The 19,752-nt window shown below is 32.4% G+C and carries 17 protein-coding genes; 9 read left to right on the forward strand and 8 right to left on the reverse strand.

Going from position 1 to position 19,752, the window contains the following annotated elements:
* The first annotated feature begins 12 nt into the window (after window positions 1-12).
* Genes Q1B05_RS00855 through Q1B05_RS00865 form a run of 3 tightly spaced genes read left to right on the forward strand, consistent with a single transcriptional unit; the run spans window position 13 to window position 3,376 of the window.
* Window positions 13-1,380 (forward strand): tetratricopeptide repeat protein, encoded by a 1,368-nt coding sequence (locus tag Q1B05_RS00855; protein WP_299776595.1) that lies wholly within the window; start codon window positions 13-15, stop codon window positions 1,378-1,380.
* Window positions 1,380-2,150 (forward strand): DUF4292 domain-containing protein, encoded by a 771-nt coding sequence (locus tag Q1B05_RS00860; RefSeq protein ID WP_299776596.1) that lies wholly within the window; start codon window positions 1,380-1,382, stop codon window positions 2,148-2,150. The genes Q1B05_RS00855 and Q1B05_RS00860 overlap by 1 nt, the downstream gene beginning before the upstream one ends.
* A complete protein-coding gene (locus Q1B05_RS00865; protein WP_299776597.1) occupies window positions 2,147-3,376 on the forward strand; it encodes a peptidoglycan DD-metalloendopeptidase family protein in 1,230 nt (409 codons plus the stop codon). Before Q1B05_RS00860 ends, Q1B05_RS00865 begins: the two co-directional genes overlap by 4 nt.
* A gap of 7 nt (window positions 3,377-3,383) precedes the next feature.
* Here Q1B05_RS00865 and Q1B05_RS00870 read toward each other — a convergent pair whose 3' ends face one another.
* Together Q1B05_RS00870 and Q1B05_RS00875 are read right to left on the reverse strand one after the other, a co-directional pair.
* The gene (locus tag Q1B05_RS00870) at window positions 3,384-3,902 is read right to left on the reverse strand and encodes an acyl-CoA thioesterase (protein ID WP_299776598.1); all 519 of its coding nucleotides are present in this window, start codon (window positions 3,900-3,902) and stop codon (window positions 3,384-3,386) included.
* A gap of 125 nt (window positions 3,903-4,027) precedes the next feature.
* Window positions 4,028-4,966 carry an SPOR domain-containing protein gene (locus Q1B05_RS00875; protein WP_299776599.1) on the reverse strand — a complete coding sequence of 313 codons (939 nt, stop codon included), beginning with the start codon at window positions 4,964-4,966 and terminating at the stop codon, window positions 4,028-4,030.
* Between the two features lie 160 nt (window positions 4,967-5,126).
* On the opposite strand from Q1B05_RS00875, the gene dprA reads away from it, so the two are divergent.
* Window positions 5,127-6,227 carry a DNA-processing protein DprA gene (dprA, locus tag Q1B05_RS00880; RefSeq protein WP_299776600.1) on the forward strand — a complete coding sequence of 367 codons (1,101 nt, stop codon included), beginning with the start codon at window positions 5,127-5,129 and terminating at the stop codon, window positions 6,225-6,227.
* A gap of 4 nt (window positions 6,228-6,231) precedes the next feature.
* Here dprA and Q1B05_RS00885 read toward each other — a convergent pair whose 3' ends face one another.
* Together Q1B05_RS00885 and trpS are read right to left on the reverse strand one after the other, a co-directional pair.
* Window positions 6,232-7,689, reverse strand: coding sequence for a hypothetical protein (locus tag Q1B05_RS00885; protein WP_299776601.1), 1,458 nt, complete (start codon window positions 7,687-7,689; stop codon window positions 6,232-6,234).
* Window positions 7,690-7,751: 62 nt separating this feature from the next.
* Window positions 7,752-8,723, reverse strand: a complete 972-nt coding sequence (gene trpS / locus Q1B05_RS00890; RefSeq protein ID WP_299776602.1) for a tryptophan--tRNA ligase — start codon at window positions 8,721-8,723, stop codon at window positions 7,752-7,754.
* A gap of 435 nt (window positions 8,724-9,158) precedes the next feature.
* On the opposite strand from trpS, the gene Q1B05_RS00895 reads away from it, so the two are divergent.
* Entirely contained in the window at window positions 9,159-12,287 is a 3,129-nt protein-coding gene (locus Q1B05_RS00895; protein WP_299776603.1) for a T9SS type A sorting domain-containing protein, read from the forward strand.
* 156 nt (window positions 12,288-12,443) lie between these two features.
* Window positions 12,444-13,190: a 1-acyl-sn-glycerol-3-phosphate acyltransferase gene (locus Q1B05_RS00900; protein WP_299776604.1), complete on the forward strand. Its 747-nt coding sequence runs from the start codon at window positions 12,444-12,446 to the stop codon at window positions 13,188-13,190.
* Window positions 13,191-13,219: 29 nt separating this feature from the next.
* On the opposite strand, the gene Q1B05_RS00905 is transcribed toward Q1B05_RS00900, so the two are convergent.
* From Q1B05_RS00905 to recA, 4 genes are all read right to left on the reverse strand, one after another.
* Window positions 13,220-14,635, reverse strand: coding sequence for a hypothetical protein (locus Q1B05_RS00905; RefSeq protein ID WP_299776605.1), 1,416 nt, complete (start codon window positions 14,633-14,635; stop codon window positions 13,220-13,222).
* Window positions 14,632-15,177, reverse strand: a complete 546-nt coding sequence (locus tag Q1B05_RS00910) for an RNA polymerase sigma factor (RefSeq protein ID WP_299776606.1) — start codon at window positions 15,175-15,177, stop codon at window positions 14,632-14,634. The genes Q1B05_RS00905 and Q1B05_RS00910 overlap by 4 nt, the downstream gene beginning before the upstream one ends.
* Window positions 15,178-15,198: 21 nt before the next feature.
* Entirely contained in the window at window positions 15,199-15,663 is a 465-nt protein-coding gene (locus tag Q1B05_RS00915) for a hypothetical protein (RefSeq protein WP_299776607.1), read from the reverse strand.
* Between the two features lie 162 nt (window positions 15,664-15,825).
* Window positions 15,826-16,833 (reverse strand): recombinase RecA, encoded by a 1,008-nt coding sequence (recA, locus tag Q1B05_RS00920; RefSeq protein ID WP_299776608.1) that lies wholly within the window; start codon window positions 16,831-16,833, stop codon window positions 15,826-15,828.
* Window positions 16,834-17,115: 282 nt separating this feature from the next.
* Here recA and Q1B05_RS00925 point away from each other — a divergent pair, with 282 nt between their 5' ends.
* Genes Q1B05_RS00925 through Q1B05_RS00935 form a run of 3 tightly spaced genes read left to right on the forward strand, consistent with a single transcriptional unit; the run spans window position 17,116 to window position 19,673 of the window.
* Entirely contained in the window at window positions 17,116-18,195 is a 1,080-nt protein-coding gene (locus Q1B05_RS00925; RefSeq protein WP_299776609.1) for a rhodanese-related sulfurtransferase, read from the forward strand.
* A gap of 3 nt (window positions 18,196-18,198) precedes the next feature.
* Window positions 18,199-19,443, forward strand: a complete 1,245-nt coding sequence (locus Q1B05_RS00930) for a peptidase U32 family protein (RefSeq protein WP_299776610.1) — start codon at window positions 18,199-18,201, stop codon at window positions 19,441-19,443.
* Window positions 19,443-19,673, forward strand: a complete 231-nt coding sequence (locus Q1B05_RS00935) for a ferredoxin (RefSeq protein ID WP_299776611.1) — start codon at window positions 19,443-19,445, stop codon at window positions 19,671-19,673. Before Q1B05_RS00930 ends, Q1B05_RS00935 begins: the two co-directional genes overlap by 1 nt.
* Window positions 19,674-19,752 lie beyond the last annotated feature (79 nt).

Raw genomic sequence — 19,752 nt, forward strand, 5'->3', positions numbered from 1 at the left:
GATACACATAGCATGAGCATGAGATTTAAGACCTATATTACAATTGGTTTTTTTGGACTATTTTTAGTGTCCATGCAATCTCATGCTCAAGTTAATCCTACGGTAACAAGCACAGATGGCCTAGAAGATCCAGACGATCAATTTCAAGAATTATTTTTTGAAGCTTTAAAGCAGAAGGGTATAGAGAATTATAATCGATCTGTAGAAGCACTTCAGAAATGTATTGCTATAGACGATTCGCAATCTGTGCTCTACTTTGAAATAGGAAAAAACTACAATAAACTCAAAAATTTTGGTGAAGCAGAAAGTGCTTTAAAAAAAGCAGTGAAACTAGAACCTGCTAACGAGTGGTATTTGGACGAGCTTTACGATGTATACGCACAGCAAAACGACTACGATAAGGCAATAAAAACCTTAAGACAGTTGGTTAAATATCATCCAGATTATAAGGAAGATTTAGCTGCTTTATTTGTGCGTACAAAAGATTATGATGAAGCGATTAAAGTTTTAGATGAATTAGATGCCGATTTTGGACTGTCTTTAAGTCGTGATTTTTTAAGAAATCAGATTTACGATGCCACAGGGCAAAAGAAAGAACAAATAGAAAATCTTGAAGAACGCGTTGAAAATAACCCAGATGAAGAATCTAATTATTTAGCTTTAATTTATCGCTACAGCGAAAGCGGAGATGCTGACAAAGCATTTGAAACCGCCAAAAAATTATTAGAAATCAATCCGAATTCACAATTAGTGCATTTGGCATTATATAAATTTTATTTAGATGATAATGAACCTGAAAAGGCTATAGAGTCTATGGAAATTGCCATGAAAAGTCCACAAATAAAAGCTGAAGCTAAAGTTTTGGTACTAGCTGATTTTGTGAAATTCGTTAGAGAAAATCCAGAATACGAAGAAGAATTAGTCGCTGTTTCTTCAATGGTTGGCGATTCTAACGATGGTAAAACCCTTGTAGAATTAGCACAATATTATGTAACAAAAGTGGATAAGCAAAAAGCGATTGAATATTATTCTGAAGCGCTTAAGTTAGAAGGAGATAATTACGGTATTACAAGAAACATAATTGTAATTTATATTGATTTAGAGCAGTTTGATATCGCTTATAAAAAAGCAGAAGAAGCTTTAGTAAAATATCCTTCTCAACCCGAATTGTATTTAATGGCAGGCTTATCTTTAAATAAAACCAACAGGTTTAAAGAGGCCATAGAGCAATTAGAGACGGGGTTAGATTATATTATAGATAACAATAAATTAGAGAGTGATTTTTATTACCAAATGGCTAAATCTCACTTGGGTTTAAATCAGCCCAAAGAAGCAAAACGCTTTACAGATAAAGCAAATAAAATTGAAATTTCAAAGTAATGAAACACCTACTACGCCTTGTAATAGTAACAGTTTTAATGGTAACTGTTGGATGTAAATCGGCAAAAACATTAACAGCAACCGATGCCAACTTAGAATTGAATACAAAACAATTAATTAAAGAGAACTCTAGACAGGCAGCTAATTTTAAAACCCTTTCTGCTAAAGTAAAAGCAGAGTATTCTGAAGGTGATAATTCTAAATCTGTTTCGATAAATTTGAGACTAGAAAAGGATAAATCTATTTGGTTAAACGGTCCGTTTTCTGCAGCGAGATTATTAATTACACCAGATAAAGTGCGTTTTTATAACAAATTAGATAACACCTTTTTTGAAGGTGATTATAAATTGTTAAGTGACTTTTTAGGAACCACATTAGACTTTAATAAAGTACAGAATTTATTATTAGGTGAAGCACTTTTCAATCTAAAAGAAGCAAAATATCAATCTTCAGTTTATGAGAATGCTTATTTGGTACAACCAGAAGTTCAAAAATCATTATTCGAGTTGTTCTATATTATTAATCCTACATATTTTAAAATTGTATCTCAGCAATTATCTCAACCAAAGGATCAGCGTATACTACAAATAGACTACTTAAAATATCAAGAAGTTAATAGTCAAATTATTCCTGAACAGATAAAAATAAATGCTGTTGAAGCTAGAAGCGAAACTATTATAGAATTGGAATTCAAATCTGTATCTTTGAATGATAAATTAAATTTTCCTTTTAAAATTCCTTCAGGTTTTGAAGCCATAGAACTTAAATGATTAAAGCACGGTTACCATATAAATTAATTGTTATTTTCATCTGTTTATTAAGCAGTGTTTCTGTATTTTCTCAAAGTAAAAAGCAACAGGAGTTGGAAAATCGCCGACAAGAATTGCGTAATGAGATTGAGCAAATTAACAGTATGTTGTTCAAAAACAAGTCTAAAGAGAAATCACAATTATCATTAATTGAAGATTTAAATCATAAAATTAATGTACGTAGTAATTTAATTAAAGTTACTAACCAACAGGCCAATTTATTAACACGTGAAATTGGTGTCAATCAGCGTGAGATTACGCAACTTCGTGAAGATTTAGAAACACTAAAAAAAGACTATGCCTCGATGATTGTACACTCGTATAAAAGTAGAAGTGAACAAAGTAGGGTTATGTTTCTATTATCATCTACCAACTTTCAGCAAGCATATAAGCGTTTACAATACATTACGCAATACACGAATTACCAGAAGGAACAAGCTGAAAATATTAAAATTAAAACTGCCGATTTAAAAGTTGCCAATACCAACTTAATAAAGCAAAAAGCAGATAAGCAAGAACTGATTAAAGATAACAGTATAGCGCAAGCACAGTTAGAATTAGAGCGCAGACAACAGCGTACTTTAATGGCTTCTATCCAGAAAGATTTAAAAACATATTCATCACAAATTAGACAAAAACAACAAGAAGCAGATAGAATTGATCGCGAAATTGAGACGTTAATTCGTGAAGCTATTGTAAAGTCTAATAAAAAAGCAGGAAAAAGTACGACCTCTAAAGGTTTTGCTTTAACACCTGCAGCAAAAAGTTTAGCCGCTAGTTTTGTTGCTAATAAAGGAAAATTACCTTGGCCAGTACAAAAAGGAGTTGTTAAATTACGTTATGGAAATCAGCCACACCCTATTGTTAAATCGGCTACAATACATAGTAATGGTGTGCGAATAGCAACCAGTCCAGGTGCAGAGGTTCGTGCTGTTTTTAATGGAGAAGTTTATGCTATTATTGTTCAGAAAAAAGGTAATCCGACTGTTTTAGTTCAGCATGGTAACTATTTTACAGCCTATAAAAACTTATCTAAAGTGTATGTTAAAAAAGGGGATAAAGTAGTAACCAGTCAAGCTATAGGTCAGGTGTTTACCAATAGCTCCACTGGAGATACTACATTAAGTTTTAGTATTTTTAAGGAAAGTACAACGCAAGATCCTTCGTTGTGGCTTTATAAAATGTAAGGAGTTACTATTCGTCTTTTAAAAAGAGGGCTTTTAATTCTGTAGCTTCATGAGGTTTCATTCTACCAGCTAACACTAAGCTTAATTGCTTGCGTCTTAAAGCAGCTTCATAGCGTTCTTTTTCTAATTCAGTTTCGGGAATAAGTTCCGGAACAGGAATAGGTCGTCCGCTTTCATTTACAGCTACAAATGTATAAATGGCAATGTTGGCTTTTGTTTTAAGCCCAGATTCTCGATCTTCTGTCCAAACATCTATATATACTTCCATTGAGCTCTTAAAGGCTCTAGAAACTTTAGCTTCAACAATTACAACACTACCCAATGGTATTGCATGGTTAAAAGCAACATGGTTTACAGATGCTGTAACTACAAATCGTCTTGAATGGCGACGTGCAGAAATACTTGCGGCACGGTCCATACGCGCTAGTAATTCACCCCCAAACATGTTGTTTAAAGGATTTGTCTCGCTTGGTAATACTAGATCTGTTAATGTTGTTTTAGTCGCTTCTGCTGTTTTTGGTTCCATAGAAATTTATTTAAGTCAAAGGTACAAAGTGAGGAATGACTTCCAAACTTAAATTTAGCTTTACATCATAAAAAAAGCGTTATAAGAAATACTTATAACGCTTTATATTATTTAAAATATTTTTTTTAATTTAAGTTTTTTACAAGCATCCAAGCATCAGAATTATTATTATTTCTGATTTTGTTTAATGCTTTTATAGCATCTTCTCTATTTTCGTAACTATCGTAAACAACTTGATGTAAGCCGTATTTATTGACACCAATTTTTCTTGCATTAAAACCTTCTGCTTTTAAGTTAGAAACAATCTTGTCGCAATTTTCTTCTACACGAAAAGCACCAGCAACAATGTGGTAAGAACCAACAGGTTTAGTAACTATTAAGTTTACAGCAGGTAATGGATTCTCAATAACAAAAGTTGCTTCTTGAATTTTATGTTCTAATTGAGTGTTGGCAGATTCTTGTGCAATTTGGTTATGGCTTTCAATTTCATTAACATAATATTTAGAGCCTATAAAACCACTAATACCCAAAGCGATAACCGCTACTGCAGCATAACGTAAATACGGTCTAGATTTACGACGTTCTGGTGTAATTGTAAGCGGAATAACCTTCTCGATAGATTCTATTTCGCGCTTATATTCAATTCTAGAAATAGCAGGAGAAACCATTTGATTTAATCCGAAAGCATCAGTTAAATAGTTTAAATTATTAAAAGGTTCGAACGTGATCTTGCCTTCTTCATTTAGTGCCATTATCCCAATGTTTTCTAAAGAAATGTTTTCTTTTTCAACCAATATTGATTTAATTGAACTAACACGTTTTTTAATTTTTTCTAACGCGATTTCGAAAGGAATTTTTTCTACATCAGCAATATAATGAGCTAAAAGTCCATCATTTTGTTGAATTTGTTCGTTAAAAGAAATCGCTTTTTTAGGTGGATAGAATGTATTTGTGCTTGTATTTATCTTAGCAGAAACACGTTGTGTTAAAAATGCTCCAAACTCAGGAACGATAACACATTCATATCTATATAATAAGTCGCTTATGTAGTTTTCTAATTGCATAATTACAAAGGTAATTAAATATTTATGTGTTCAAAAGATGGTGTATAACTTTTTATTAACACCAAAGCAATTAGTTTCTTGTGTGTTAAAAATCAATTGTTTAAATTTAGTAAAATGATAAAAAACACCCATTTTTACTTGATTTTGGGTTTAGAAAATTATGACTGAAGATGAAATTTTATATGTTTTAGCATTGCAACACGTGTCTAATGTTGGAGATGTTGGTGCTAAAAAATTAATAGCACATTGTGGCTCTGCTGAAGCTGTTTTGAAAGAGAAAAAACATATGCTCGCAAAAATTGATGGTATAGGAACCGTTAGACTTAAAGATTTGGGTTTAACTACACATTTAAAAGCAGCAGAACTTGAGTTGAAGTTTATAAAAGAAAATGCTATTAATTGTTTGTATTTTGAAGCTTCTAATTATCCTGAAAAATTAAAACATTGTATCGATGGGCCCATTCTGTTGTTTCAGTCTGGAGCTATGGAGTTACAATCTCAGCGTATAATTAGTATTGTTGGAACCCGTAAAATTACTACCAGTGGCATAGCATTTTGCGAGAAACTAATAGAAGAATTAGCGCCTTTTAATCCTGTTATTGTTTCTGGTTTTGCCTACGGTACAGACATAACAGCACATAAAGCAGCTATGAAACATGGTTTGCAAACGGTAGGGTGTTTAGCGCATGGTTTAAATCAAACCTATCCAAAAGTGCATAAAAAATATGTTGTAGAAGTAGATAAACATGGTGGCTTTCTAACAGATTTTTGGAGTTCTTCTGTTTTTGATCGGAATAATTTTTTAAAGCGTAATCGTATTATAGCTGGGTTAAGTTCGGCAACAATTGTAATAGAATCTGCAGAGCGTGGAGGTAGTTTAGTAACAGCAGATATTGCAAATACCTATAATCGCGATGTTTTTGCTGTACCTGGCAGACCTACAGATCGCTTAAGTGTGGGGTGTAATAATTTAATAAAGCAGCAGAAAGCACAGTTATTATCTACGCCTTTAGATATTGCATATATGTTAAATTGGCAATTAGAAACAGAACAAAAAGTGATACAAAAACAACTATTTGTCGAGTTAGATGATCAAGAACAAATGATTTTTAATTTTTTGAAAATATCAGACAAACAAATGCTTGATTCTATTGCAATTGGGTGTGGTTTGCCTATTTTTAAAACAGCCAGTGTGTTGCTGAATATGGAATTAAAAGGAGTTATTCGTCCGTTACCTGGTAAATTGTTCGAATTAATATAAAGGATTACATGTTAATTTTTAAAACCCAAATATCTTCAAAATAATCAAGTCGCGACAATTCACGTTGTTTGAGATACACGACATTAGGATCTTCACTCATTTCTAAATAAATATAATCCCAATTGTTTTTAGGGTTTTTATAAGATCTAGGTGTATGTCCTTTTTCTGTGAGATATTTTTTCCAGTTTTTAGCATTACTTTCTACAGAAAATACATTGGTTACGAGATAGTATCCTGGCTCTAAATTAGGAATTGAAATAGATTTTAAATTCTCTATTTTTACAACATCTTCATTTTGTGGTAACGCGTACGTTTCTATATCTACCGTCATGTAATAATCGTCGTTTTTATTTTCTAAATAAATCGGACTAATTTCAGTTTCAAAAGCTACAAAAAATAAGAAAAATCGATCTGCTTTTGTTCTTAATTCAATAGTTAATTCAGAACTATTATTAGACAGTATGTTGTTATTCTTGTTGGGAAGTGTCATTTTTATTAAATCGAAACCTAAGGTATTCATGCTATTTGGTGTTCGATTTTTAAAATATTTATCGTCTATAGTTATACTGCTATTAAAGAAGTTATTGTTAGGTCTTAGTGATGTAGATAATGGTACATATTTATTGATTTGATAGTCGAATACCGTACATATATCTGTTTTTAACTTACTATCGCCTTCTAAGGTACCCATAGAAAGAGATGTTTTAATTTCGCCTTGTTCATCTGTTTTAAAGTCGGCAAAAGTAATGTCTACTACATCTTTATTAACTTCTAAAAAACCATTGTATGTGGTGAAGTATTTTGGTTTTTCGTCTGGGTTTTCATAAACAACATACATTAACCAACCGCCAGAGCAACCACCAGAAACATAGCCTTCTGTAGCTTTAATATTTGCGACCGTATAATTTCCGTTTAAGGTATCTGTATTTTGAAGTATTTCAGTAATATCTGCATAGCAAACATATGGTTTTGAATCGTCGAATGAAGTATTTAAATAACTATCGTAAACATTCAAACCTTTAATACTAGTGTATTCGCCATTTGGAGTTTTAAAAAGAATGTTATTAACATCTAAAGAACGTTCGTCGTTTCCTTTGTAAAGAATCTGATTGTTTATTATGCGTTTTACGCCTTTATCGTATTTGTAAACTGCGCTCCAATACAGTGCCGCATAGGCTATTTTTTTTGAATTTTCAGGAAGTGTTAATTCTGCTTGGCTAGAGCTAAACGTGGATTTGTCATCGTCTATATCTACATATTGCATTTTAATTTTATCGTTAAAAGTAGATCTGTCGTCAAAAGGATCAACATCATCTTCACTAACAATATTATTTCCTATTAACGCAGAATTTCCTTTAAGATATAGTTGATTATTGACTGAAAAATTTAAACCTTCTTGTGCGTATCCAAAGTGAATACCCACAAAAAGGCATAAAAAATAGAGAGGTTTAAAGCGAAGCATATATTATAATTTAGGGGGAATACAATATAAACTAAAAATACAAATATATTATTGTGTTAGTGTTAATATCCTACTTTTTCGCGAACACGAGCTAAAGTATTCTCTGCTACTTGTCTAGCTTTTTCTGCACCAACAGCTAATGCTTTATCTATTTCTTCAAGGTTGTTCATATAGTAATTAAAACGTTCACGTTCGGTAGCAAAGCGTTCTATAATTAATTCAAAAAGGGCTTGTTTAGCATGTCCGTAACCATAATTTCCATTTTCATAATTAGCTTTCATAGTCGCGATTTGTTCTTGTGAAGCTAATAAGCTGTAAATAGCAAAACAATTACAAGTACTCCAGTCTTTTGGGGCTTCAAGTGGTGTACTATCTGTTTGTATACTCATAACTTGCTTTCGCAATTTCTTATCGTTTAAGAAAATATTTATAAGATTATTCTTGCTTTTACTCATTTTAGAGCCGTCTGTTCCAGGAATAAGCATGCCGTTTTCTAGCATTTTTCCTTCAGGAAGTACAAAGGTTTCTCCACCCATTTTAGCATGAAAACGAGAGGCAACATCACGGGTCATTTCAATATGTTGAAGCTGATCTTTTCCAACAGGAATAATTTCAGCATCGTATAATAAAATATCGGCAGCCATTAGCATGGGATAAGTAAATAACCCTGCATTAACATCTTCTAAACGGTCTGCTTTATCTTTAAAACCGTGAGCTAATGTTAAACGCTGATATGGAAAAAAACAGCTTAAATACCAACTTAACTCTGTAGTTTGAGGAATATCGCTTTGTCTGTAAAATACTACTTTTTGAATATCTAAACCACAAGCAAGCCAAGTTGCAGCGACACTATAAGTATTATATCTTAACGTCTCGGCATCTTTAATTTGAGTTAAAGAGTGCATGTCGGCGATAAATAAATACGAGTCGTTTGTGTCTACTTCCGACATTTTTATTGCGGGAAGTATTGCTCCTAAAATGTTTCCTAAATGTGGGGTTCCTGTACTTTGAACACCAGTTAAAATTCTTGCCATGTTAATTATAATTATTGAAAAACAAAGGTACTTTTTTTAAATAAAAAAATATAAATCAGAGCTTGAAGTTTATAGCGTAATCATGAAAAGCAATTGAATTTATATGCAATTGTATCTTTATTCTAAATAAAAAAGTAATGGTGTAATATTTTAAAGGTAAAAAAGAGTAGACTTGTTTTTTGTTCTAAGCGTTTGAATTACAATACTTAAATAGTGTTTATGTTTTTCTGGTCTTGTTTAGATAAACTAACTTTTTTATTTTTATATATAATTTATATTCTTTATCTTTTCAAAATTTGTATGTTAGTAGTAAAATTAAGTTAATATATTATTCATTTTATTATTACGCACTTGAAAAACACTACTCCTTCCCATCGTAATATTTTTTTATTTAAAAAAATATTACCTTTTATATTACTATTTATTACTTCATCATTGTTCGCCCAAACGGTAACCGATATTTATCCAACTCGGGTAACTTCTCAAACAAAAATCACCATTTTGGGTACAGGTTTTACTAATGCAATTAAGAATAGCATATCTATAAATAATATTGCTATAACAGATGTAACTTTGGTAAGTACTACCGAAATTTCTCTTAAAGTCATTAAAACAGGTACAACCAATTCTTTAAATAATGCACTTTCAATGACAAGTGTTACTATTGCATCAGGTGTCGATACAACTGTTGATTATATTGGTTATAAAGATAAAGCAAGTCAAACTACAAATACAGCTGATAGTAAGTTTTTTGATAAAATAACAGAAATATTTACCAATTGGAACTACAATGGAAATGATTACTGGCGATCAGGTTGGTATAGTGCAAGCGATCAAAATACTTGGCCAAACGACAGGCATGAACTTTTAGCTTTTACTTATAATGGGGTTACATATTCTACGGGTGTAGACGATGATTTGTTAACAGCAAAAGGCATTAGTTTTCAGGCACAAACATTTCAAGCTTATTCTACGAATGGGGTAATAGGAGTAACAAACGGATCTAATTTTATAGAAGTTGGAGATTTGCTTGATGGTGAAGTTAATGAAGGTACTACGATTACTTCTCAAGACATTTTAGATTTAAAGATCTTAGAAATGATTACAGATGGTAAAAATGGATTGGATTTAGGAACGGGTGTTACAAATTTTAATAGCGATATAAGTATAGAATTTAACAGTCCGGATGGAGAGCCTAATGCTATTGGAGATATTGTTCCGGATTTAATTATTACGCAAATAGCGGCAGCTGGAGGATATGATATTTATTATTATCAAGATGAAAGAGGAAATGTTGTAGGAACACCTATAAGGCTGTATATTCATAGTACGGCCAATACTCTTGCAGAGTGGCGAATGGACTTGTTTAGTGTAACTAATGGTGTGAGTTATGAAGATGCAGTACCAACGCGAAGAGGGCAAACCGCAGATAATACAAGGGCTTTAATGTTATTTGCTTTACATTTTGATGATTTCGATATTACAACATCAAATATAGACGATGTTTATAAAATTAATTTAGCTGCAGGTGGAACTGCAGATATGGCTTTCTTAGCTTATAATGCATCTGCTTTTGTTTCAAGAGCTCCCGTAGTAGATTCGTATCCTTTGTCAAGATATGTTTGTCGTCTTCCTAGTACAACAGATATTGTTTTAAAAGTTAATGCAAATATTGGTGGTACAGCAACAGGAGATCCTATAGAGGACTTAAACTATCAATGGTATAAAGACGATGTGGAAATTTCTGGGGCAACATCAAATACGTATACGATTAGTAGTGTAGATACAGACGATTTAGGAGTTTATAAATTAGAAGTCTCTAATGGTTATGGGACTGTTATTGCGCCTACTACATTGTCTGAAGGGGGCGTGCCTACCTACTGGGATGGGACTTCATGGGGTTATGATCAGGTTTATACTGATTTAGGATTAACTGTAAACGATGAAGATAAAAGCTTAATCTTTTCTGATGATTATAACGAAAATGTAAGTTTGTTTGGTTGTGATTGTACTGTAGAGGCTGGTCAGGATGTCGTTATTCCATCAGGAAATAAATTAATGCTGTACAACGAAATAACAGTAGAGTCTACAGGTACATTTACGGTAGAAGACGATGCGAGTTTAGTACAAATTAATGATGTAGATGGAAATATAAATTCTGGTAATATAAATTCAGAACGTTTAGCCGAAAACCTGCATGCTTACGATTACGTGTACTGGTCTTCTCCAGTAGCTAATTTCGATATAAATAATATTGAAAACTCAAGAGCATATAAATGGGATCCTACACAAGCAAATACAACGGGATCTACAGGAAACTGGATAAAGGTTGTTAATGAAGGGATGAGTGTTGGAGCAGGTTATATTGCAAGAGTTCCTAATTCTATAACAGGAGCATCTGGTGCAAATTCTTATAATGCTGTTTTTACAGGAGTTCCTAATAATGCAACAATAAATACTTCTGTAAGAAAGTCTGCACATCCGATACCTGTAGATGAAGGAGATAGACATCAGAATTTTCTAGGAAACCCTTATCCATCATCTATAAGTGCATTAGCCTTTTTAGAAGAAAACACCAATTTAGAAGGAAATGTAAGTTTGTGGATGCATGATGTAGAAATTTCAGGAGGTTTAGGATCTGGGTATTATGAAGAATCTACTTATAATTATGGCGATCAATTTGTAGATTATAATGCTATGGGACCTTCTATTCCTAATGCGTTTAACGGGTATATTGCTTCTGGTCAAGGCTTTTTTGTGCAGCTACTTGAGTCTGCATCAGATGGCGGTACAGTAACGTATACTAACGATATGCGTTTCAATGCATCAGAGATAGCATATAATAATTCAGAGTTTTTTAGAACGACAACAGAAGAGGAATCAACTTTACCAGTAGAAAAGCAATTGATATGGTTAAATTTAACTAGTGAAAATAATTGGTCTACAAGTGCATTAATAGGTTATGCAGATGGTGCTACTTTAGAAAAAGATAGACTTTATGACGCGTATGCAAACGATGAAGAGTTTAAAATATATTCATTAATTAATGATGAAAAAATGATAATTCAGGGTCGTCCGTTACCTTTTTCAAATTTAGATGAAGTGCCGTTAGGAATAAATGTATCAGAACAAGCAATATATAAAATAGGAATAAATGATTTTCAGGGAGCTATTTTTGAAGAAGGTCAAGATATTTATTTAAAAGATACTTATTTAAATGTCGAACATAATTTAAGAGATTCTCCTTATAGTTTTACAGCAGTTTCCGGAGTTACAAACGATCGTTTTACCTTAGCGTATGTAGCTAGTTCAACTTTATCTGTTAATGATTCGGCTTCCAATAATACTTTTGTATATATTAAAGATGATGTTTTAAATGTAAAAACATTTAAAACTATAAGTGCCGTTAAAGTATATGATGTTAGTGGTAAATTATTAATAAATTACAAATCAAGTAATCAAAGTAATGAGTTGTCAACACAATTTAATTTCTCAAAAGGAATTTATCTAACTTCAATAATTTTAGAAGATGGTGTTGTTGTAACGAAAAAAGTTATAAATTAAAAAAGAATATAAATAGTAAAAAAAAACCTCTGCTTACAGAGGTTTTTTTATGAATTTTATTCGCGTTAATAGCTTGTTCTGTGTTGAATGTATTTAGCGATTTTATTCATGGAATCTGTACTTCTACTTTAATACAATTATGTATTTTTGGTCTATATGAAAGTTTTTAAATATATATTCTGGGTTTTATATCGGGTGTGGTTCTATATACTAGTTGCTATACCAATTCTAGTGCTTTTACCTTTTCTTTTAATTTCTATACTAAAAGAGTCATGGTATCCGTATTTCTTTAAAATGGCTAGACTTTGGTCTAAGTTTATTTTAATTGGTATGGGATTTCAATGGCGTATTGAGCGTGAAGAAGTTCCGGATCTCAATAAGAGTTATATGTTTATAGCTAACCATACGTCTATGACAGATATTATGCTTATGTTGGTTACCGTAAAAAATCCCTTTGTATTTGTTGGTAAAAAAGAATTATCTAAAATGCCATTATTTGGCTTCTTTTATAAGCGTACATGTATTTTGGTAGATCGTGATAGCCTACGAAGCAGACATGCGGTGTTCGAGCAAGCAGAACGCCGTTTAAAATCGGGGTTAAGTATCTGTATTTTTCCAGAAGGCGGTGTGTCCGACGAGGATATTCTTCTCGATCAATTTAAAGATGGTGCCTTCCGTTTAGCCATTAACCATAATATTCCTATAGTACCTATAACATTTGCCGATAATAAAAAACGATTCCCGTTCGATTTCTTTAGCGGAAGTCCAGGAAAAATGCGTGTGTATGTTCATAAATTTTTATCTACAAACGGACTCACACTTAAAGATGATTGTAAAGCTTTAAAAATACAATCTCGCGATGTCATCTTAAATCAGTTACTTCTGTTTAAAAATAGCAAATAATTTGTTTTATAATAGTGATAAAAAGAGCTTTAAAACTTATAATTAAGCCCAGTGTAAAAGCCAATAATATAAGGTTTAAATTCGCCCGAAGTATTATTAAATGCATTTAATTGATACTTAAATGTAGGTTCTAAATTTAAGTTTAATCGTTTTGAAAAGTTGTAATCTAACCCAATTCCAAGGTTTGTACTAAAACTAATGGTATTAATATTTGTAGCTTCACCTATATATATTCTGGCACTGTTTCCTTGAGAATATACACGGTTATTTTCTAAAATAAAAGTGCTAAAACCTCCTATTACACTAATCCCGATGCGTTTGTTTAGTATGTTGTATTCAAGTTCTAAAGGGACTTCAAAATAACTTATGCTTTGGTTAATTTCGCTACTGTTGTTATTTGTGTTTAAAAGAGCCGAATCTTGTGTGTAAAGAGATGCATGACTGAAAAAAGATATGTTTTTTGCTTCGCTTGATGTCGATAAGTTTTCTAAGCTTTTTGTATTGTTAATGCTAATTGTTGAAGCATTTTCATAAGTAATAACATCATTTATGTTAAAACTTAATTTTAAATTATTGATACCCGATCTTATTTTTAATTTATCATTTATCGCATATCCAATACCTACGCCATAACTTGTGTTAAATTCGCCAGATTTAGAATTATTTACAAGTTGTTCGTCTAAATGAGATCCTGTTCCTATACTGCTATAATATACGGGGGCAACATTAGGTTGGATATCCCATTTCTGAGGATTTTTATCTTTTTTAGGACTTGTTTTTGTGTTTGCAATCGCTTCTTCAATACTTAAAGAATCTATAGTGCTGGTTTCTTTTGAAAAAGAATTTGGGACCTTCTTCGTGTTAGATTTTATAGTTTCTGTATGTTTAGACGTGTTTTTAGCGATTTTAGAGGCTTGGTTTACTAGAGGTTTTCTTGAGTTTTTAGGCCCCTGTTTTGTCTTGTAATTATGAATTGCTGTTGCGTTGTTTTTAGACGAATTTTTTGTGGTCTTAGAAACTAATGACGAAGTTTCTTGATTTTGTGTAGATGCGTTTTTGTTTGCATTGTAATTAGATTTTGTATTATTTACTACACGAGAATTCTCTTTTATTTTTTTTTGAATTTTTATATCACTACTGTCTATATCTATAACTAGTGGTAACTTATCTTTAGAATTACTAGGGTTAGGGGTGTTTACAATGTTGCTATTAGGAGAAATAGGTGTTGTAGGGTTAGAGTTAAAAATAAATAATCTTAGTGCCAAAAATAACAGCAATAAGGCAGCAGCACCTGAACCATACCACCACATAGGGATAATGCGCTTGTGTTTCTTTTCTTCTTTTAATTTCGCTTCAATGGCGCTCCAAATTTTTGGATCTGGGGCTTTATCAAGGTCTTTTAGGTGCTCTTGAAATAAACGGTCTATGTGTTTTTTATCACTCATAAGATAGATTGTGATTCAAGATTTGTATTGTCTTCCTCGATTTTTTTTTGCAAAAAAATTCTAGCACGTGCTAAATTCGATTTAGAAGTTCCTATACTAATGTTTAGCATTTCAGAAATATCTTTGTGGGAGTAGCCGTCTAATACGTAAAGGTTAAAGACCAGTCTGTATCTATTGGGTAGTGTTTGGATTAAATTTAGAAGATAATCTAACGAGAGATTTTCATGGTCTTTGACTTCTACTGTATCATCTATAATGTCTTCATTAATAATATTAAAAATGCCTTTTTCTCTGTAGCGTTGTAGAGCGGTGTTAATTGTAATGCGTTTTAACCAACCTTCAAAAGAACCTTTATTTTGATATTGACCTATTTTACTAAAAATAGTCAAAAAAGCATCTTGCAGGTTGTCTTGGGCTTCTGCAGTGTTACGAGAATACTTTAAGCAAATTGAATATAGTTTGCTTGAATAAAGCATGTATAACTCACTTTGAGCTTTAAGTTTGTTTCGTTTACAGTCCTGTATTAATTGCTCTAAACTCAAAAGTGGTCTTGTTTAGAATTATTAAAGTCCGTCTGCTATATCTCTTTCAACTTCTAAAAATACATCTTCACCATCTTCGTCTAAACCTGTCCAGAATTTAAAAAGGTATGGTCCAGAAACTTCAGGGATAAAAGTAAAAGATGTTTCAACTTCTTCATTAACCTCTACGCAGTCTGTGTCTGAGCTTTCTAATACTCTATTTATAACAGCAATAGTTCTTACTTCTGTTTCTGTAGCTGTGTTTTCATCTTCTTCGTCTTCGATTGTTTCTGTGGTTTTGTAATAATACAGCGAATCAAAAATGTAACACGTTGAAGGCTGTATGTATTTTAAAGAAATCTCGTAAGTGTCTCCAACAACCATATCTTCTGGAATTGTGGCTTCTTCGGTAGGTAAATAATCGTAAGTGTAATTTGTGTAATCATCGTCAGTATCACAAGAAGCAAATGTTAATACTGTTACAAATAGGAAAAATAGTTTTTTCATGTGTATAATGTTTTCTTATTAGATGTATATATTTTAAAAAGGTTGCGTTGACAAACAAAAAAATCCCGAAATTAATCGGGATTTAAAGTGTATAAGATTGTTTTTTAAGCTTAATGTTTTGATAATTAAATTATTGAGAGAATATGTTTTTTAGTTAAAACATTATTCTTTCATAGCCTTAATAGCTTCTTTAATTTTAACTTCAAGTTCTTCAAACAATTCCGGATTATCTTTTATCATCACTTTTACAGCATCACGACCTTGTCCTAATTTGGTGTCTTGGTAACTAAACCATGACCCACTTTTCTTAACAATTTCTAATTCTACAGCTAAATCTAAAATTTCACCAACTTTAGAAATACCTTGTCCGTACATAATGTCGAATTCTGCTACTTTAAATGGTGGAGCAACTTTGTTTTTAACCACTTTTACTTTGGTTTTGTTACCCATTACATTTCCATCCGAATCTTTAATTTGTGTAGATCTACGAATGTCTAAACGCACAGAAGCGTAAAATTTTAATGCATTACCACCAGTTGTTGTTTCTGGATTTCCAAACATAACTCCAATTTTTTCACGTAATTGGTTAATGAAAAACATGGTACAGTTGGTTTTGCTAATAGTACCTGTAAGTTTACGTAGTGCTTGAGACATTAAACGGGCATGTAATCCCATTTTAGAATCTCCCATTTCACCTTCAATTTCACTTTTAGGTGTTAATGCTGCAACCGAGTCAATCACTACAATATCTATAGCTCCAGAACGTACTAAGTTTTCAGCAATTTCTAATGCTTGCTCTCCGTGGTCTGGTTGCGAAATAATTAAATTGTCTATATCTACGCCTAATTTAGCCGCGTAAAACCTGTCGAATGCATGCTCTGCATCAATAAATGCAGCAATACCACCTGCTTTTTGTGCTTCGGCAATAGCATGTAATGTTAATGTTGTTTTACCAGAAGATTCTGGTCCGTATATTTCTATAACACGTCCTCTTGGGTATCCACCAATACCTAAAGCTAAATCTAAACCTAAAGATCCGCTTGGTATCGATTCAATGTCTACCACTGCTTTATCACTCATTCTCATTACGGTACCTTTACCGTAAGTCTTGTCTAATTTATCTAAAGTGAGTTGTAGTGCTTTTAATTTTGCTTCCTTTTCCTTGCTCATTTAATTGTGTTTTTTACTGAAATAAGAGTTGCTAAAATACTACTTCTTTGGTCATCTAACAATTTTATCACACAACCTTTTTTTTAGTTTCTCTATCTCTTATAAAGTAAGTAAAATTATTGAAAATAAAAAGGGATGTCTATGTTAAAAAGTAAGAGCTGTTATACTCGCTTAAAAATAGATTAAGAGATAGGTTGTGCTTTTTTTGTTTAAAATTTAGTGTTTTATCTAATTAATGTACATTTGCAACATATTTTTTAACCTTAAACACATTAGTATAGCATGCAACTGTACAATAAATTAAGTGCTAAAGAACGTGCAGAGTTAATCGAAAAAGCAGGAAAAGATCGATTAACACTCTCCTTCTATCAGTACGCCAAAATAGAAAATCCTCAAATATTTAGAGATCAATTATTTATCGCCTGGGATGCTTTAGACGTTCTTGGTAGAATATATGTGGCTCACGAAGGTATTAATGCACAATTATCCTTGCCTGCAGATCGCTTCAATGAATTCAAAACGCATTTAGATAGCATTTCATTTTTAAAAGATATTCGACTAAATATTGCTGTAGAGCAAGATAATATGTCGTTTTTAAAACTGAAAGTTAAAGTGCGTGACAAAATTGTTGCCGATGGTTTAAACGATGAGACTTTCGATGTTACCAATAAAGGTAGACACGTAGATGCTATTCAATTCAACGAATTAATAGAAGATGAAAACACCATTCTTGTAGATATGAGAAATCATTACGAGAGTGAAATTGGCCATTTTAAAAATGCACGTCGTCCAGATGTCGATACGTTTAGAGAATCGTTGCCTATTATAGAAAATGATTTAAAGGAGCATAAAGACGATAAAAAACTGGTTATGTATTGTACTGGTGGTATTCGTTGTGAAAAAGCAAGTGCTTATTTTAAGCATAAAGGCTTTAAGAATGTATTTCAATTAGAAGGAGGTATTATAGAATATACTAGACAAGTTAACGAGAGTGCTCTTGAGAATAAATTTGTAGGGAAAAATTTCGTGTTCGACGAGCGTCGTTCAGAACGCATTACAGACGATGTCATTGCGCGTTGCCACCAATGTGGTGAGCCAGCAGATACTCATGAGAATTGTGCTAACGATGCGTGTCATTTATTATTCATTCAGTGCGAAAAATGTAAAGTCGAAATGGATAACTGTTGTTCTACAACCTGTAAAGAAATTCATAGTTTGCCTTACGAAGCACAAAAAGCATTACGAAAAGGTCAAGGGAATAGTAACGATATCTTTAAAAAAGGACGTGCAGACCATTTGCCATACAAAAAAGATCTGCGAAATATTTTTGAAACATTAAATACAGACTCTACAAAAGATTAAACAATGCAACATATTGAATTAATGGCTCCAGCGGGGAATTTTGAATCGCTGCAAGCTGCTCTAAATAATGGTGCTAACTCCGTATATTTTGGTGTAGAACAACTTAATATGCGGGCACGTGCCACAGTAAATTTCACATTAGACGACCTTCCAGAAATTGCAAGACGTTGCGAAGCTAAAAATGTGAGAACGTATTTAACTTTAAATACTATTATTTACGATCATGATTTATCGATTGTAAAAACACTTTTAAAACAAGCTAAGGCTGCTAATATTACAGCAGTTATTGCCATGGATCAAGCCGTTATTGCCATGGCAAGAGAAATGGGTATAGAGGTGCATATCTCTACTCAAATTAATGTGACTAATATAGAAACAGTTAAGTTTTATGCGCTGTTTGCAGATACTATGGTGTTAAGTCGCGAGTTGAGTTTACGTCAAGTTAAGATAATTACCGATGCTATAGAAAAGGAACAAATTAAAGGTCCTTCTGGAAATTTAGTAGAAATTGAAATTTTCGGCCATGGTGCATTGTGCATGGCGGTTTCAGGAAAATGTTATATGAGCTTGCACGCTTTTAACTCGTCTGCAAATCGTGGTGCTTGTAAGCAAAATTGCAGAAAAAAATATACGGTTGTAGATCAGGAAACTGGTTTTGAAATGGAACTGGATAACGAGTATATTATGTCTCCTAAAGATTTATGTACTATAGATTTTTTAGATGAAATTGTAGATGCTGGAATTAAAGTTTTAAAAATTGAAGGTCGTGGTAGAGCCCCAGAGTACGTAGCAAAAGTGATTAAATGTTACCGTGATGCTATAGATAGTGTTGAGAATGGCACATACAACAAAGAGAAAGTAATTGGTTGGATGCAAGAACTTGAAAAAGTATACAATCGCGGATTTTGGAGTGGGTATTATTTAGGACAGAAACTTGGAGAATGGAGTAATGGTTCCGGATCTCATGCCACACAAAAGAAAGTGTATATCGGGAAAGGCACACATTTTTATCCGAAAGCACAAATTGGTGAGTTTAAAATTGAAGCCTTCGATGTTGTTGTAGGCGATACCATTTTAATTACAGGTCCAACAACCGGAGCTCAAGAAATGAAGGTGGAAGAACTCATGGCTAACGATAAAAAATCTGAAAAAGGTACAAAAGGCGATTTAGTAACTATGCCGCTTAAGTTTAGAATAAGACCATCAGATAAATTATATAAGATTGTTGAAAATAAAGTGGAAGCGTAATGGTTATAATCACGCTGCAACGTAATAAGTGTATTGGCTGTAACTATTGTGTAGAAATGGCGCCACAACAATTCCAGATGTCTAAAAAAGACGGGAAAACAGTCTTGTTGCACGGTCAGGAAAAGAAAGGTTTTTTTACTTTAAAAAGTAACGATTACTCTATCTTAGAGGCTTGCGAAAATGCATCAAAAGCTTGTCCGGTGAATATTATAAGTGTTAAGAATAAATAATTTTAATTATACGTTTCTTATGTTTCGTCCGATAGTTTTTGGAAGCAAGGGTTTGATTGGAAAAATCAATCTTTTAATG

Source organism: uncultured Formosa sp., assembly GCF_947500765.1.
GTDB lineage: Bacteria > Bacteroidota > Bacteroidia > Flavobacteriales > Flavobacteriaceae > Formosa.

What these genes read in the sequence shown, in the direction of transcription:
- Q1B05_RS00900 (WP_299776604.1), top strand. Translation starts at nt 12,444, where the DNA reads ATGAAAGTTTTTAAATATATATTCTGGGTTTTATATCGGGTGTGGTTC.
- Q1B05_RS00875 (WP_299776599.1), bottom strand. Translation starts at nt 4,966, where the DNA reads ATGCAATTAGAAAACTACATAAGCGACTTATTATATAGATATGAATGT.
- Q1B05_RS00915 (WP_299776607.1), bottom strand. Translation starts at nt 15,663, where the DNA reads ATGAAAAAACTATTTTTCCTATTTGTAACAGTATTAACATTTGCTTCT.
- trpS (WP_299776602.1), bottom strand. Translation starts at nt 8,723, where the DNA reads ATGGCAAGAATTTTAACTGGTGTTCAAAGTACAGGAACCCCACATTTA.
- Q1B05_RS00930 (WP_299776610.1), top strand. Translation starts at nt 18,199, where the DNA reads ATGCAACATATTGAATTAATGGCTCCAGCGGGGAATTTTGAATCGCTG.
- Q1B05_RS00935 (WP_299776611.1), top strand. Translation starts at nt 19,443, where the DNA reads ATGGTTATAATCACGCTGCAACGTAATAAGTGTATTGGCTGTAACTAT.
- Q1B05_RS00925 (WP_299776609.1), top strand. Translation starts at nt 17,116, where the DNA reads ATGCAACTGTACAATAAATTAAGTGCTAAAGAACGTGCAGAGTTAATC.
- dprA (WP_299776600.1), top strand. Translation starts at nt 5,127, where the DNA reads ATGACTGAAGATGAAATTTTATATGTTTTAGCATTGCAACACGTGTCT.
- Q1B05_RS00865 (WP_299776597.1), top strand. Translation starts at nt 2,147, where the DNA reads ATGATTAAAGCACGGTTACCATATAAATTAATTGTTATTTTCATCTGT.
- Q1B05_RS00855 (WP_299776595.1), top strand. Translation starts at nt 13, where the DNA reads ATGAGCATGAGATTTAAGACCTATATTACAATTGGTTTTTTTGGACTA.
- Q1B05_RS00860 (WP_299776596.1), top strand. Translation starts at nt 1,380, where the DNA reads ATGAAACACCTACTACGCCTTGTAATAGTAACAGTTTTAATGGTAACT.
- recA (WP_299776608.1), bottom strand. Translation starts at nt 16,833, where the DNA reads ATGAGCAAGGAAAAGGAAGCAAAATTAAAAGCACTACAACTCACTTTA.
- Q1B05_RS00885 (WP_299776601.1), bottom strand. Translation starts at nt 7,689, where the DNA reads ATGCTTCGCTTTAAACCTCTCTATTTTTTATGCCTTTTTGTGGGTATT.
- Q1B05_RS00870 (WP_299776598.1), bottom strand. Translation starts at nt 3,902, where the DNA reads ATGGAACCAAAAACAGCAGAAGCGACTAAAACAACATTAACAGATCTA.
- Q1B05_RS00905 (WP_299776605.1), bottom strand. Translation starts at nt 14,635, where the DNA reads ATGAGTGATAAAAAACACATAGACCGTTTATTTCAAGAGCACCTAAAA.